Genomic DNA, 15,195 nt, shown 5'->3' on the forward strand with positions numbered 1-15,195 from the left:
TGAGCGTAACCAAGCATGAACCACCAGTCTTTCCAGCTACAGTATCGGCTTCCCAATGTCCAATCTCCAGACCTTGATTGGCACTTTCTGGACGTTCATGAATGGTATGGGAGATAGGGATTTTCCCTCTCTTTTCTTGATGTCCTTTCGTGTGCCTAGTTTTCCCTTTATGACGCAGTGAACGAATTAACCCACGATTACCATGACTTAATTTTTCAAGCTCAAATAGGCCATTATAGATTGCCCTATAGAGGGTTGTATAACTGACCTGTACTTCCGAATCTTCATGCTTTAATCGTGCAGAGATTTGTTCAGGAGACCATTGTAAATCAACGAATAAGTGTCTCACTTTCTCCCAATATTGACGATTGGTGAAGATTGCTTTTCTTCCACAATGACTTTTTCTGCTCCGGTATTTGCTTTGGGCAACCGTTGGAGAGTAGTCCTGATTAACACTATTTCTTTTAAGCTCCCTTGAAATTGTGGAGGCACTCCGATTTAAGCGTCTAGCGATTTCACGCACAGAAACCTTTTGTGATGACCACAAAAATATACTTTCTCGTTCAAATATTGTAAGATGAGTATAGGGACTATTCATATTTCCTCCAGCTTAATAATGTTCTCGACAAACTTATTATACTGGATTTATGAATAGTCTTTTTTCTGTTGCACTTAAATTATAAATTCAAGATAAAAAAAGGGCAGTAGATTTTAATCTACCACCACAGATTATACAGAACCATAAAAACGACTGATTAAATTTTTCTCAGTCGTTTTTATTTCTGAAGACGTAATAGAAGCATAGCTCCTTACCAATAGCTATTTGTATTTTTCTTCTAGTTTACTCATCCAAAGTCCTAAAAGTATCCCAACTACAAAAAGTAAGGCACTCATCATAAAAGTTGAGAAGGTTGCACCAGCATAACTGATCGTTTCAGCACTCTGTGTAGGGACAACAATAAGTAAAGTACTCGACAGGACCAAACCAATAATAAAATGATACACTTTCGAATGATAGTTAAGGAGAAGTCTTTCCATTACCTTTGAAAAGCTCACAAGAGCGAACATTCCTCCAATGGCAATTGGAAGAAAAACACCAAGAATATCACGATTTTTAAAACCGTCAAGCATCGGAGAGAAAAGACCTAAAATTAAAAGAAGATTGGAAGGACTAAGTCCAGGAACCAATACACCTAGGGCAATCAATATACCAGCAAGAAAGAAACCAAAAAAGTTTGCTGGAACTGTACCAGCGATTGCAGGTAACATATACAAAATAATCGCGGATAGGACAAAGGTAAGCTCTAAAATAGCCCAGTCGCTTTGGTCTCTTGACTTGTGACGAGAGCTTTCTCTAAAGAGAGAAGGGAGAGTTCCCAAAATGGCACCGGCAAAGCCCCATAAAACGATGACTTGATGATGTGCAAGCAACCATTCTAAGGGTCTACTAAGAAGTACTAAACCTAAGATTCCGCCTATACCAACAGGGAGGAAGAAAAGAAAATTCTTCTTAAAATCTTGACGAATATGAGCCAAGAAATGGAGCATTCGTTCATAAATCCCTAAAATTGCAGCGAGAACACCGCCTGAAACACCCGGAAGAATGAAACCAAGAGCAATAATCATTCCTTTACACAATCTAAAAATCCAGTTCATAACATCACTTTCTATTTTTAAAACTTTCTGGTTCATTATATCATAAATTACTTATACAAAACATATTAAAAATACATGTTATGATATATACACAATATCATTAACTTTACTATCTTTTTTTGTATTTTTACATTAAAATAGAAATCATAGGGCATTACCTACAGAAATGCTACAAGATTTAACATCACATACGAGGGAGGAATACGGTGAATAAGGTAAGGCAACCGAAATATCAGCAAATTGCCATCTTGATTGCTGAAAATATTGTTCGCAATGAATTGAAAGTAGGGCAAAAAATTTATGCGCGTTCTACATTGGCAACGACTTTTGGTGTTTCTCCGGAGACAGCACGGAAAGCTATCAGTATTCTTAGTGATTTGGGGATTGTCGATTCCATTCATGGAAGTGGTGTTGTAATTGTATCACGACAAAAAGCACAAGAGTATTTGGCCCAGCACCAAGAAATTAAAACAATTCAAGACTTGCAGGTCGATATTTTAAAGAGTGTTGCACGTCAACAGAAAGAACTTGCTAACTTTTCATCTACCTTGGATAAGCTGGTTGGACAAACTGCACACTTCCAAAAGTCTAATCCAATGACACCTATAGAACTAGAACTCAATGAACCTTCAGAAAATTTGGGGAAAACAATCGGAGAGATGAACCTTTGGCAAAATACTGGAGTAACGGTAATCGCTATTCTACAAAATGATGAACTGGTTATCTCTCCTGGTCCGTATGCGACGCTCAACCAACATGATACGCTGTATTTTGTGGGAGGAGCAGATGCCTTGCAAGTTCTTCAAAACTTCTTTTACAAAAATTAATAAAGCTTTGCTTTACTCATAAAAATCGCTCACAAATATAAACATACTTGAGATTTTGTTTATATTTGTGAGTCTTTTCTTTCTTCAATATAAAATATTTTCTGCTTTTATAAGTTTACTCATTTGACAAAGTGACAATACATTGTTAATATAGAGTGGTCACTTTAATGAGATTAAATAACAAAAAGTATTTAATTATTTAAGAGTAAAGGAGAATATTTTGCCAGTAAAAATTAAAATTGAACACTTAACCAAAATATTTGGTAAACGTGTAAAAACTGCTTTGGCAATGGTCGAACAGGGGGAGTCGAAAAACGAAATTTTAAGAAAAACAGGTGCGAGCGTCGGTGTTTATGATGCCAACTTTGAAGTAAATGAAGGCGAAATTTTCGTCATTATGGGTCTTTCTGGTTCAGGGAAGTCCACATTATTACGTCTGCTTAATCGTTTGATTGAGCCAACAAGCGGTAAGATTTTCATTGACGGTGAAGATGTTGCTACATTGAATAAAGAAGATTTGTTAAAAGTTCGTCGTAAAACGATGAGTATGGTTTTCCAAAATTTTGGTCTCTTCCCACATAGAACGATTCTTGAAAATACAGAATACGGTTTGGAAGTACAAAATGTACCAAAAGAGGAACGTCGTAAGCGTGCCGAAAAAGCCCTAGACAACGCTAACCTCCTTGATTTTAAAAATCAATACCCCAACCAACTTTCAGGAGGGATGCAACAACGTGTCGGCTTAGCGCGCGCTTTAGCCAATGACCCAGAAATCCTTCTGATGGACGAAGCTTTCTCAGCTTTGGACCCCTTGATTCGTCGTGAGATGCAAGATGAACTTTTGGAACTTCAAGCAAAATTCCAAAAGACAATCATTTTCATTTCGCATGACCTCAATGAAGCATTGCGTATCGGCGATCGTATCGCCATCATGAAGGATGGTAAAATCATGCAGATTGGTACAGGTGAAGAAATCCTTACTAACCCTGCTAATGATTACGTTAAAACCTTTGTAGAAGATGTTGATCGTGCAAAAGTTATCACGGCGGAGAACATTATGATTCCTGCCTTAACAACTAACATTGATATTGATGGTCCAAGTGTTGCGCTTAAAAAGATGAAAACAGAAGAAGTAAGTTCTTTAATGGCTGTCGATAAAAAACGTCAATTTTACGGTGTTATTACCAGTGAAGCAGCAGTTCAAGCAAAACAAGCCAATAAATCTCTTCGCGATGTTCTCATGACAGATGTTGGACAAGTTGGTAAAGAAACATTAGTAAGTGATATCTTACCTATCATATACGACTCTCCAACACCTGTTGCCGTGGTAGACGATGAAGGATTCCTCAAAGGTATTCTTATCCGCGGACGAGTACTGGAAGCTTTAGCAGATGTAGACGATGAGGAGGTAAATAATGATTGAGTTAGCAATAGGTAAGATACCCTTAGCAGATTGGGTTTCGACTGCAACAGATTGGATTACAAGTAATCTAAGTGCTGGGTTTGATATTATTCAAAAAGCTGGTACGGCAATTATGGATACAGTAACTGCAGGACTTACAGCTGTACCATTTTGGTTAATGATTATTGTTGTTACTTTTTTGGCAGTTTTAGTTTCTGGACGTAAAATTGCCTTCCCTATCTTTACATTCTTAGGTTTAGTTCTTATTGCCAATCAAGGTTTATGGACAGACTTGATGAATACAGTGACATTGGTCTTGCTCTCTAGTTTAGTTTCTATTATTATCGGTATTCCTTTAGGTATATGGATGGCTAAGTCCGAACTCGTCGCTAAGATTGTGCAACCAATACTGGACTTTATGCAAACCATGCCCGGTTTCGTTTATTTGATTCCGGCCGTTGCATTCTTTGGTATCGGAGTGGTTCCTGGTGTATTTGCGTCAGTCATCTTTGCCTTGCCACCAACAGTTCGTATGACAAACTTGGGTATCCGTCAAGTTTCAACTGAATTGGTCGAAGCAGCAGATTCTTTTGGTTCGACACCAAGACAAAAACTCTTCAAGTTAGAATTTCCTTTAGCAAAAGGAACAATTTTAGCAGGTGTTAACCAAACAATTATGTTGGCTCTTTCAATGGTTGTTATTGCTTCAATGATCGGTGCACCTGGGCTTGGACGCGGTGTCTTAGCAGCTGTGCAATCTGCGGACATTGGTAAAGGTTTTGTAAACGGTATTGCTTTGGTTATTTTGGCTATCATCATTGACCGTTTCACTCAAAAACTTAACGTTGCTCCAACAGAAAAACAAGGTAATCCGCAACTTAAAAAATGGAAGAAAAGAGGGGCGCTTGTAGCTCTTATCGTTCTTATCATTGGTGGTATTTCTGGTGTTACACTTAAGAAAACAGCAGCAGATAAAAATGTTGAACTTGTATATATGAACTGGAATTCAGAAGTTGCAGCCATTAATGTATTAAGCCAGGCTATGGAACAACATGGTTTTGATGTTAAGAAGACAGCTTTAGATAATACAGTTGCTTGGCAAACTGTCGCTAATGGTCAGGCTGACGGCATGGTTTCTGCTTGGTTGCCAAACACCCACGAAACGCAATGGAAAAAATTCAGCAAATCCGTGGAATTGCTTGGCCCTAACCTTAAGGGAGCTAAAGTTGGTCTGGTCGTTCCAAGCTACATGAAGGCAAACTCTATTGAAGATCTGAAAGATCAAGCTGATAAATCTATCATCGGTATCGAACCTGGTGCTGGCGTTATGGCAGCTACAGAAAAAGTCCTTAAAGACTATACTAACTTGAAAGATTGGAACTTAGTCCCATCATCTGCTGGCGCAATGACTGTTGCCCTTGGTGAAGCTATCAAGCAACACAAAGATATCGTAATCACTGGCTGGTCCCCACACTGGATGTTTAATCAATATGATTTGAAATATTTAGAAGACCCAAAAAACTCAATGGGTAAAGCTGAAGATATCAATACAATTGTGCGTAAAGGGCTTAAAGAAGATAACCCGAAAGCCTATAAAGTATTAGACAAGTTTAACTGGTCTCAAAAAGATATGGAATCCGTAATGCTTGATGTTCAAAAGGGTAAAACACCAGAACAAGCAGCAGCAGCGTGGATTAAATCTCATAAAGAACAAGTTGACAAATGGTTTGAAGACTAAGCCTGTTGCTTAGTCTTTTTTAGAAGAAATAGCCAAACAAGCAATCCCTATTTTAATCGCAGAAGTGATAATGTGGTAGAATTAGAGTATTGAAGAATCGAATACTTTGAAAGGAAAGATAAATGAAATTATTTCAACACAACACCCTTGCAGCTTTGATGTCAGGACTTTACGAAGGAACTTTAACGATTGGAGAGCTCTTGAAAAAAGGCAGCTTTGGTATCGGAACTTTGTCTGGTATTAATGGTGAGCTTATCGTCCTAGATGGCAAAGCTTATATTGCGACTGGGGACAAAAAAGTACGTCAAGTAGAAGATGATGAAAGTGTTCCTTACGCTGCCGTAGCTCATCATGAAGCAACACTTTCTCTCCAACAAGAAGAAAAAATTTCCAGCGAAGAACTCTTTGAAAAAATTGAAAATGCGTTTAACAGTGAAAATACTTTCTACACAATCAAAATGGCTGGGGATTTTGAAATGATGCACGTGCGTATGGCTCCAGGTGCGGCGGAAGGAGAGCCCTTTGCTAAAGTAGCAGAAAATCAACCTGAGTATAAAGAGGAGAAAGTCAAGGGAACTATTGTCGGCTTTTGGACACCAGAAATGTTTCATGGTGTAAGTGTCGCTGGTTACCATCTGCATTTTCTTGCTGATTCATGCGATTTTGGTGGCCACATTTTAGGATTTACTGGCTTTTCCGGTAAAGTAGAAATAGGTCAAGTGGATGCTTTAGAGCAAAATTTCCCAACAAAATCTCAAAATTTCCTTCAAGCAAAGTTTGATCTTGATCAGCTCAAAAAAGATATCGAGCAAGCGGAATAAAGAACTGCAGAAATGCAGTTTTTTTGTGAAAAGCTTCTATTTTTTACGTATGAATTAAACAGAAGGTAAAAATGGAGGCTTCATAATGAGAAACTTTGAAATACTAAGATTGAAAACAGCGGGTGTATCTAACCGTGGAATTTTGAAACTTATTACATATCAAAAGGAAAACAAGGAAAAGATAACCTTACGGCAGATAGCACATGTAACAGAAGTAAAGTCAGTCCCTAATTTTATAGAAAGTTATAAAGGTCAAGATGTTGAAGGCTTAAGGAGACTTTATAAGAGATTTCCGTCTTTTTCAATCTTGGACGAGGTCTATCCAGAAAGACTTAAGGAAATATATAATCCCCCAGTACTGCTTTTTTATCAAGGGAATCTGGACTTACTCAATCTCCCCAAAATAGGTTTTGTCGGTAGTCGTGAGACTTCGAAAGAAGGGATAAAAGTTACACATAAGCTTGTCGAGGAGCTAAAACAAAAGTTTGTCATAGTAAGTGGTCTTGCACGTGGGATTGATACATCAAGTCATGTTGCAGCTGTAAGGCAAAAGACTCCTACCATTGCTGTTATTGGTAACGGCTTAGACATCAGTTACCCAAAAGAAAATCGTAAATTACAAGAGTACTTAGCAGCAAATGAACTCGTTCTTTCAGAATATCTTGTAGGTGATCCGCCACTTAAATTTCATTTCCCAGATAGAAATAGGATTATTGCCGGCCTTTCTCGAGGAATCGTTGTTGTTGAAGCAAAACAAAGAAGTGGAAGTTTAATTACAAGCAGTTGGGCCTTGGAAGAAAATCGAGATGTTTTTGCTGTGCCAGGTAATATTCTGAGTAGAAATTCTTCAGGCTGTAACAGTTTGATTCAGCAAGGGGCAAAGCTAGTGACACATGGTCAAGATATTTTAGATGAATATTTCTTTGAGTGATAAAGAGGAATTTATCCATAAGTTTTTTCTAAAAACAAAAAACACAAAATGTCGATTCCATGCACATATTATAGGGAACGAAAGACGTTTTTGTCTTTTAATAATCATTTAATTCTCCTATAAGAGAAACACTTTTGGTTTTATTACTTGACATCTGTCTTAAAAGCCTATATTATTAGACTATTGAATTTTGAAAAATAGGTAAAAATATGGCGAAAGCAAGCGAAAAACAAGTAACTGCAAAAAAGAAATTAAACAGTAAAAAAACGAAAAGTAAGAAAAAAGAAAAAATTGTAAAAGGCAAAAATCTCGTAATTGTTGAGTCACCTGCTAAAGCAAAAACAATCGAAAAATATTTGGGACGTAATTATAAAGTTGTTGCGTCCGTTGGACATATTCGTGACTTAAAAAAATCAACAATGTCTGTTGACATAGAAAATAATTATGAACCACAATATATTAACATTCGTGGTAAGGCACCTCTGATAAATGGCCTTAAAAAAGAGGCTAAAGCCGCTAAAGCTGTCTATCTCGCAAGTGACCCGGACCGAGAAGGAGAGGCTATTGCTTGGCATTTAGCCCACATTTTAGGCCTGTCATTAGAGGACAAAAATCGCGTTGTCTTCAATGAAATTACTAAAGATGCTGTCAAAAGTGCTTTTAAAGAACCACGAAGCATAGACATTGACTTGGTTGATGCTCAGCAAGCACGACGAGTTTTAGACCGTTTGGTTGGGTATTCAATTAGTCCAATTCTTTGGAAAAAAGTAAAAAAAGGATTATCTGCAGGACGTGTACAGTCCATTGCGCTTAAGCTTATCGTTGATCGTGAAAATGAAATCAATGCTTTTGTTCCTAAAGAATACTGGTCAATTGATGGTGAATTTAAAAAAGGACCGAAAAAGTTTAAGGCTGCTTTCTGGGGCGTTGATGGTAAGAAGCGCGCACTGGATAACAATGATGATGTCATGGAAGTCATGGCACGTTTGTCTGGTCCAGAATTCAACGTTGACAAGGTAGAAAAGAAGGAACGCCGTAGAAACGCACCGCTACCTTATACAACTAGTTCAATGCAACAAGATGCAGCGAATAAAATTAACTTCCGTACGCGTAAAACGATGATAGTTGCACAGCAACTCTATGAAGGGATAACTCTTGGTGCTCAAGGTCATCAAGGACTAATTACTTATATGCGTACTGACTCTACTCGCATTTCCCCTGTTGCCCAAGGTGTAGCAGCTGAGTTTATCACGGCGCATTTTGGTGCGAAATATAGTAAGCACAGTTCTAAAGTATCTAATAAAGCTGGTGCTCAGGATGCCCACGAGGCTATCCGTCCAACCAATGTTTTGAATACTCCAGAGTCTATTGCAAAATACTTAAACAAGGACCAGTTGAAACTCTATACTTTAATATGGAACCGTTTCGTTGCAAGTCAGATGACTGCTGCTGTTTTTGATACAATGAAGGTTAACCTTTCGCAAAACGGTGTGACTTTTGTAGCGAATGGCTCGCAAGTTAAGTTTGAGGGGTATTTAGCAATTTATAATGATTCTGAAAAGAATAATATGCTTCCAGACATGGTAGCAGGAGATATTGTTAAAAAAGTTAACCTCAAGCCGGAACAACATTTTACTCAGCCTCCTGCACGCTATAGTGAAGCCACTTTGATTAAAGTTTTGGAAGAAAATGGCGTTGGTCGGCCATCAACTTATGCCCCTACACTTGATACAATTCAAAAGCGTTATTATGCGCGATTAGTCGCAAAACGATTTGAACCAACAGAACTTGGTCAAATCGTAAACAAGCTGGTTATTGAATTTTTCCCTAATATTGTAAATACCGAATTCACAGCAGAAATGGAAAAAGATTTAGACAAGGTAGAAGAAGGACAGCGTCGCTGGGTTGATGTTGTTGATCAGTTCTATAAACCTTTCGCCCTAGAGCTTGACAAAGCTGAAGTAGAAATGGAAAAAATCGTCATCAAGGATGAACCCGCTGGCTTTGATTGTGAGGTCTGTGGTCATCCTATGGTTATCAAGTTAGGGCGCTATGGCAAGTTCTATGCATGCAGTAATTTCCCAGATTGTCACAATACTAAAGCTATCGTGAAAGAAATTGGTGTAACTTGTCCAAGTTGCCACAAAGGGCAGATTATTGAACGAAAAACCAAAAAGAATCGCCTTTTTTATGGCTGTGACAGATATCCAGACTGTGAGTTTACCAGCTGGGACAAACCTGTTGGTCGCTCTTGTCCAAAATGTGAGCACTTCCTAGTTGAAAAGAAAGTACGTGGTGGCGGCAAGCAGGTTGTTTGTAGCAATGAAACCTGTGACTATCAAGAAGAAAAACAAAAATAGAGCATTTTACATAATTTTAAATATGCAAAATGTGTTGATGTTAGAAAGTTTACGATGAAAAAAACACATATAAATGTTATCGGTGCGGGACTGGCTGGTTCAGAAGCAGCTTATCAAATTGCGAAACGAGGAATTCCGGTAAAGCTATATGAAATGCGAGGGGTGAAAGCGACGCCCCAGCATAAAACGGATAAATTTGCAGAATTGGTCTGCTCAAATTCTTTCCGTGGCGCTGCTATTACTAATGCAGTTGGACTTCTAAAGGAAGAGATGCGCCGTTTAGACTCTATCATGATGCAAGCTGCAGAAAAAACACAAGTTCCTGCAGGAGGAGCCCTAGCTGTTGATCGCGAAGCCTTTTCCGAATTTATCACTAGAACTATATCACAACATCCCTTGATTGAGGTCATTCGTGAAGAAATTACAGTTCTTCCCAACTTAGAAGAGGAAATTACGATAGTTGCTACCGGTCCTTTAACCAGTGATGCCTTGGCTGAAAAAATTCATGCTTTTAATGATGGTGAAGGCTTTTACTTTTACGATGCTGCCGCACCAATCATTGATGCAAACAGCATTGATTATAGTAAAGTTTATAAGAAATCGCGTTATGATAAAGGTGAAGCAGATTATATCAATTGCCCGATGACCAAGGAGGAATTTAATAATTTCCAACAAGCATTGATTGAGGCAGAGGAAGCTCCTCTTAATGCTTTTGAAGATTTAAAAGTTTTTGAAGGCTGCATGCCTATCGAAGAGATGGCTAAACGTGGGTATAAAACAATGCTATTTGGTCCTATGAAACCTGTAGGCTTGGAATATCCTGATTCTTACACAGGACCACGCGATGGAGATTTTAAAACACCTTACGCTGTAGTTCAACTCCGCCAAGACAATGCCTCGGCTTCCCTTTATAATATCGTCGGTTTCCAAACCCATCTTAAATGGGGGGAGCAAAAACGCGTTTTCCGGATGATTCCAGGACTTGAAAATGCAGAGTTTGTCCGTTATGGGGTAATGCACCGCAATTCCTATATGGATTCACCCAATCTTCTCACGCAAACTTTCCGCTCAAAGAAACAAGTTAATCTTTTCTTTGCTGGTCAAATGACTGGTGTAGAAGGATATGTTGAATCTGCTGCAAGTGGTCTGGTTGCTGGGATTAATGCAGCTCGACTCTTTAAGGGAGAAGAAGAAGTTGTTTTTCCGCAAACCACAGCTATTGGTGCCTTGCCGTACTATATTACCCATACAGATAGCAAACACTTTCAACCTATGAATGTCACTTTCGGTATTGTTAAAGAGCTCGAAGGTCCACGTATTCGTGATAAAAAAGAACGTTATACTAAAGTTGCCGAACGTGCTCTGTCGGATTTAAATAGCATAATCGCAGAGATAAGTTGATAAAAAATTCTAGCCTAATTTACAGGCTAGGCTTTTCATTTTTTTGATATTTTACATAACTAATATTATGTAAAAATAATACAAACAGAATAGAGGATGATTATGGTTAGTGCTTTCAAGCATTTTTGGAAAGGTTACAGCGATTTTAAAGGTAAATCAAGTCGAAGCCAATTTTGGTGGATGTTTCTGATTCAATTACTCTTTTTTACAGCGACGTATGCAGGACTCTTTGTACTTACGTACACAGATTTTTCTAATTTAGTGTGGTCAGCAGTATATTTATTGGCATTTTTTGCTTACATAGCTGCAATTTTGGTGGTCATTATTCCGAATATTTCTCTATCGGTTAGGCGCTTGAGAGACACTGGTTTCCCAGTAGCCCTGATTTTCGTAAATTTGCTTATTGGACCAGGAACACTTATTTTTCTTGGTATTATGATGCTCCCCTCAAAAAATAGTGAAATAGATGTCTTAGAGGACGACGACCCTAGCAACGACTGGCAATCTTTTTAGATTTGTTTTTCTTGAATTTCATGGGGCTCTTGATAAAACGAAAATATAAAAAAGGACTGGCTGTAATCAGTCCTGTGTAACCGTATATGAAAGGCGATTAATATCGAAAATCTCTCTATGGTGTGATTAATTTAATAGTATTCAACTGACACAAGAAAAAAAGATTGTGAGCATTCTCGCCTCCAATCTTTTTTTCTTACAAATCTGCCAATCCATCTTTTGCCTCATCGGAAAGTACTGAAATATACTGCGAAGTGACCGTTGAATTAGAAGTATGGCCAAGCTGATTGGCAACCAGATTAGGCGATTTTGTTTCTGCGTAAAGCCTTGTGGCAAGGGTATGGCGCAGTTTATGTGGGGTCACGCGAATTTTAAAGGCTGCGGAGTATTTGGCCACCAATGCCTCAACAGAAGAAGCACCGATGCGTTTCGCTTCCTGTCTGTAATTGGTCAAAAAGAGCTCTATATTATGCTTTTCAGCCTTGTAGCGCTGTTCACGAATTGCTAGGTAATTCTCTAGATAGGGCTTTGCGAATGGCGCAATATTCACTGAGTCTACAAAGCCTCCCTTACGCATAACTTCAATTGTCATCGTATTTAGGTTAAGGTCTTTTAGGTTGGTATTCACAAGTTCAGACAAACGCACACCTGTAGACAAGAAGAGAGCAATCATAGCCAGATCACGTTCAACATTTTGGTTATAGGAGGTGAGTGCACGTGCTTTGAGTGTCTTAGGATACTCTTCCTGGATAAAGTCAAGGAAAGCTTGCGTTTCATCACCTAAAAATAACTTAGGTTTCATAGTCTCCGCACGAGCAGATAGCGACCTTGTTTTTGCCTTAACTTTGATGCGTTTCATGACATTTCGGTCGAAATAAGGCTCTCCATTTTCATCTTCAGACTCAACTGTGAGATAGTTAAAGAGACTTGAAAGGGCTGAAACAGCACGATTAATGGATACCTGTGAAATCCCGTATTTTTTGTATTTTTCCTGTCCATTTCCTTTTTCTTTGGTTCTGAGGAACATAATATAAGATTCCACATCAGATTTGGGTAACTTAGCCAAGGCATCGAGGGAGATTTGAGTTATGGACTTTGCGCCAGATATGGCATCTGAATCAATCAACCAGCTAAAAAAACGTCGATACTCTTCCAAGTAAGCCAACAATGTATTGGGTGAATAAGGCACAGAAGCTTTAGAGTGATAAAATTCCTGAACGTATTTAGGCATTATATCAAGTAAGGATTCTATTTTATTTTGCACATTTTTAGTCATAAATCTATTATATCACTCGGAAAGTAGCAAGTCAACATCTTTGCGAATAATTTCTGTTTATTTCAAAAACAGTTGAAGAGAAGGTCAAAAGAAGACAATTATAGAGATTTTTTAAGTTTTTAAAAGTAAGAAATTTCAATGATAGATTACTTTCGTTTTCATTCCTTTTATATATTTTACTTCATTAAGATACAGCATCAACTTTTTATTCAAAAAGATGGATGTTCCAAAGCTAAAACCACCCATGAAACGGGTGGTTTGTAGTGTGATGAGCCTTATCCATGTCAAGTCGCTGACCTTTCCCTCTTAATCAGACTTAGGTAGTCAGCTGTTTGTTTATAACTTGTCAAATGCACTTAATTATTTTTACTTCATTACCAGTTGTGTTCACCAACGTTTTCCTTGGTTACAAGGAAGATTGGGGAAACGGTAGTTTTCTCTACGTCTTTACCTTCAAAGTGATCAATTGCTGCTTGAAGTGCAATTTCGCCCATTTTAGCTGGTTGTTGCGCTACTGTTGCTGTCAAGCGACCTTCTTTGATTGCTTCTTGGGCATCTGGCTGTCCATCGATACCAACGATAATCACATCAGACAAACCAGCTGCTTTAACGGCTTGTGCAGCACCAAGGGCCATCTCGTCATTTTGTGCAAAGATTGCTTGAACATCTTTGTTTGCTTGGAGCATATTTTGAGTGGTATTCAAAGCTGTTGCACGGTCAAAGTTTGCAGATTGACTTGAGAGAACATCAAGTGTATCTTTGGCAGCGTTGTCAAAGCCTTTACCGCGGTCAATTGTTGAAGAGGCTCCTGGTGTACCTGAAAGTTGTAGTGTTTTTGCATTTTTACCTGCTTCTTTTGCGATAAATTCTGCTGCCATTTTACCTGCTTCAACATTGTCTGAAGCAACTGTTGTCAATACTTCACCACCTGAAGCGCCGCGGTCCATAAGGATAACCGGAATATTCGCGTTGTTAGCAGCTTCAATCGCTGGTACAATAGCATCAGAATCTACTGGATTAATCAAAATCGCATCAACATTTTGGCTGATGAAGTTTTGTACATCATTGGTTTGTTTAGCAGCATCATTTTGTGCATCTGAGACATTAATCTCTGTGCCAGCCTTTTCTGCAGCATCTTTAATCCCTTTATCCATCGCCACAAAATATGGATTATTCGTTGTAGAAATTGATACACCAATGTTCAATTCATCTGCCGCTTTTTTAGTGGTACCACCATTGTTACCACCGCCTTCATTGCCTAGGCCTGTTTGACCGCATGCTGCAAGTGTTAAAATGGCACCTGCTAAGATTGTACCTGCCAGCACTTTTTTAAACATCTTCATTTGAAATTCTCCTATATGAAATAAATTTTTGATAACGTTAATTATTTGCTAGTTTTCAAACGGTCTAGCATAACCGCAATAAGGATAACCACACCTTTGACTACTTGTTGCCAAAATGCTGACACGCCAATAATATTTAGTCCATTGTTCAAGACACCAATAATCAATGCACCAATCAAAGTACCGATTAAGCGACCTTTGCCCCCCATGAGTGAGGTTCCACCAAGAACTACTGCAGCAATAGCATCCATCTCATAAGATGCTCCTGCTGTTGGCTGTGCGGAGCTTAACCGTGATGTGATGATCAATCCAGAGATAGAAGCCATTACACCTGAAATAGTATAAATCAAGATTTTAACCTTGTTAAGTTTAATGCCCGAGATGTAGGCTGCCTTCTCATTACCCCCTAATGCATAAACTGATTTACCAAAGGCTGTTTTATGCAAAACAACATAAAGTATGATGAAAACAACAAACATTAAGATAACAGGGAAAGGTATACCCAAAATATAACCTTGACCTAAAAATTTGAAAAGATAACTGTTAGACATACCTTGAGTAATAGGATTTCCATTTGTATAAACTAAAGTTGCCCCGCGAAAGATGGTCATGGTTGCAAGAGTCACAATGAAGGGTGCTAGCTTGCCAAAGGAAATCAGCAAACCGTTAATCATGCCTAAGACGCCGCCTAGTAATAAAGCTACAACAATGGCTAAGGGTACAGGCATGCCGTTGGCGATTAGACCCGCTGTAATAGCACTCGACAAGGCTAGTATTGAACCTACTGAGAGATCAATTCCTGAAGTTAAGATAACAAAGGTCATACCGAAGGCGATGAAGCCATTTGCGGTTACCTGCAAAAGCAAGTTGAGCAAGTTATTAGTAGTTAAAAAGTTGGGGTTAATGATGGTGATGACAACCATCAAT

General features: G+C 38.5%; 13 protein-coding genes. 8 read left to right on the forward strand and 5 right to left on the reverse strand.

The window, feature by feature from the left end:
- Both ACGHCK_RS08735 and ACGHCK_RS08740 read right to left on the reverse strand, forming a co-directional pair.
- On the reverse strand, positions 1-598 hold a 598-nt coding region (locus tag ACGHCK_RS08735), incomplete at its 3' end, for an IS30 family transposase (protein WP_394304528.1).
- A 221-nt stretch (positions 599-819) separates the two neighbouring features.
- Positions 820-1,656, reverse strand: coding sequence for a DUF368 domain-containing protein (locus ACGHCK_RS08740; protein ID WP_271328147.1), 837 nt, complete (start codon positions 1,654-1,656; stop codon positions 820-822).
- A 206-nt stretch (positions 1,657-1,862) separates the two neighbouring features.
- Between ACGHCK_RS08740 and ACGHCK_RS08745 the strand changes: the two genes are divergently transcribed.
- The 8 genes from ACGHCK_RS08745 to ACGHCK_RS08780 all read left to right on the forward strand — a co-directional run bounded on the left by ACGHCK_RS08745 (position 1,863) and on the right by ACGHCK_RS08780 (position 11,649).
- Positions 1,863-2,483 carry a TrkA C-terminal domain-containing protein gene (locus tag ACGHCK_RS08745; RefSeq protein ID WP_202229563.1) on the forward strand — a complete coding sequence of 207 codons (621 nt, stop codon included), beginning with the start codon at positions 1,863-1,865 and terminating at the stop codon, positions 2,481-2,483.
- Positions 2,484-2,703: 220 nt separating this feature from the next.
- The gene (locus ACGHCK_RS08750) at positions 2,704-3,906 is read left to right on the forward strand and encodes a quaternary amine ABC transporter ATP-binding protein (RefSeq protein WP_202229565.1); all 1,203 of its coding nucleotides are present in this window, start codon (positions 2,704-2,706) and stop codon (positions 3,904-3,906) included.
- Positions 3,899-5,623: an ABC transporter permease/substrate binding protein gene (locus ACGHCK_RS08755; protein WP_271328146.1), complete on the forward strand. Its 1,725-nt coding sequence runs from the start codon at positions 3,899-3,901 to the stop codon at positions 5,621-5,623. The genes ACGHCK_RS08750 and ACGHCK_RS08755 overlap by 8 nt, the downstream gene beginning before the upstream one ends.
- A gap of 122 nt (positions 5,624-5,745) precedes the next feature.
- Positions 5,746-6,444, forward strand: a complete 699-nt coding sequence (gene budA / locus ACGHCK_RS08760; RefSeq protein ID WP_202229569.1) for an acetolactate decarboxylase — start codon at positions 5,746-5,748, stop codon at positions 6,442-6,444.
- A gap of 85 nt (positions 6,445-6,529) precedes the next feature.
- A complete protein-coding gene (gene dprA / locus ACGHCK_RS08765; RefSeq protein ID WP_271328145.1) occupies positions 6,530-7,375 on the forward strand; it encodes a DNA-processing protein DprA in 846 nt (281 codons plus the stop codon).
- A gap of 209 nt (positions 7,376-7,584) precedes the next feature.
- Positions 7,585-9,735: a type I DNA topoisomerase gene (gene topA / locus ACGHCK_RS08770; protein WP_271328144.1), complete on the forward strand. Its 2,151-nt coding sequence runs from the start codon at positions 7,585-7,587 to the stop codon at positions 9,733-9,735.
- A 54-nt stretch (positions 9,736-9,789) separates the two neighbouring features.
- Entirely contained in the window at positions 9,790-11,136 is a 1,347-nt protein-coding gene (trmFO, locus tag ACGHCK_RS08775; protein ID WP_202229575.1) for a methylenetetrahydrofolate--tRNA-(uracil(54)-C(5))-methyltransferase (FADH(2)-oxidizing) TrmFO, read from the forward strand.
- A 96-nt stretch (positions 11,137-11,232) separates the two neighbouring features.
- Entirely contained in the window at positions 11,233-11,649 is a 417-nt protein-coding gene (locus tag ACGHCK_RS08780; RefSeq protein ID WP_251420834.1) for a DUF805 domain-containing protein, read from the forward strand.
- Between the two features lie 196 nt (positions 11,650-11,845).
- Here ACGHCK_RS08780 and xerS read toward each other — a convergent pair whose 3' ends face one another.
- From xerS to ACGHCK_RS08795, 3 genes are all read right to left on the reverse strand, one after another.
- Complete coding sequence (xerS, locus tag ACGHCK_RS08785) at positions 11,846-12,925, reverse strand: tyrosine recombinase XerS (RefSeq protein WP_251420832.1); 1,080 nt, start codon at positions 12,923-12,925, stop codon at positions 11,846-11,848.
- A 374-nt stretch (positions 12,926-13,299) separates the two neighbouring features.
- Positions 13,300-14,268 (reverse strand): substrate-binding domain-containing protein, encoded by a 969-nt coding sequence (locus ACGHCK_RS08790; RefSeq protein WP_202230818.1) that lies wholly within the window; start codon positions 14,266-14,268, stop codon positions 13,300-13,302.
- A 41-nt stretch (positions 14,269-14,309) separates the two neighbouring features.
- A complete protein-coding gene (locus ACGHCK_RS08795; RefSeq protein ID WP_202230824.1) occupies positions 14,310-15,191 on the reverse strand; it encodes an ABC transporter permease subunit in 882 nt (293 codons plus the stop codon).
- Between the last annotated feature and the right edge of the window lie 4 nt (positions 15,192-15,195).

The sequence above is a fragment of the Lactococcus muris genome, assembly GCF_042849115.1.
Lineage (GTDB): Bacteria > Bacillota > Bacilli > Lactobacillales > Streptococcaceae > Lactococcus > Lactococcus muris.

What these genes read in the sequence shown, in the direction of transcription:
- topA (WP_271328144.1), top strand. Translation starts at nt 7,585, where the DNA reads ATGGCGAAAGCAAGCGAAAAACAAGTAACTGCAAAAAAGAAATTAAAC.
- ACGHCK_RS08780 (WP_251420834.1), top strand. Translation starts at nt 11,233, where the DNA reads ATGATTATGGTTAGTGCTTTCAAGCATTTTTGGAAAGGTTACAGCGAT.
- ACGHCK_RS08755 (WP_271328146.1), top strand. Translation starts at nt 3,899, where the DNA reads ATGATTGAGTTAGCAATAGGTAAGATACCCTTAGCAGATTGGGTTTCG.
- xerS (WP_251420832.1), bottom strand. Translation starts at nt 12,925, where the DNA reads ATGACTAAAAATGTGCAAAATAAAATAGAATCCTTACTTGATATAATG.
- dprA (WP_271328145.1), top strand. Translation starts at nt 6,530, where the DNA reads ATGAGAAACTTTGAAATACTAAGATTGAAAACAGCGGGTGTATCTAAC.
- trmFO (WP_202229575.1), top strand. Translation starts at nt 9,790, where the DNA reads ATGAAAAAAACACATATAAATGTTATCGGTGCGGGACTGGCTGGTTCA.
- ACGHCK_RS08795 (WP_202230824.1), bottom strand. Translation starts at nt 15,191, where the DNA reads ATGGTTGTCATCACCATCATTAACCCCAACTTTTTAACTACTAATAAC.
- budA (WP_202229569.1), top strand. Translation starts at nt 5,746, where the DNA reads ATGAAATTATTTCAACACAACACCCTTGCAGCTTTGATGTCAGGACTT.
- ACGHCK_RS08740 (WP_271328147.1), bottom strand. Translation starts at nt 1,656, where the DNA reads ATGAACTGGATTTTTAGATTGTGTAAAGGAATGATTATTGCTCTTGGT.
- ACGHCK_RS08790 (WP_202230818.1), bottom strand. Translation starts at nt 14,268, where the DNA reads ATGAAGATGTTTAAAAAAGTGCTGGCAGGTACAATCTTAGCAGGTGCC.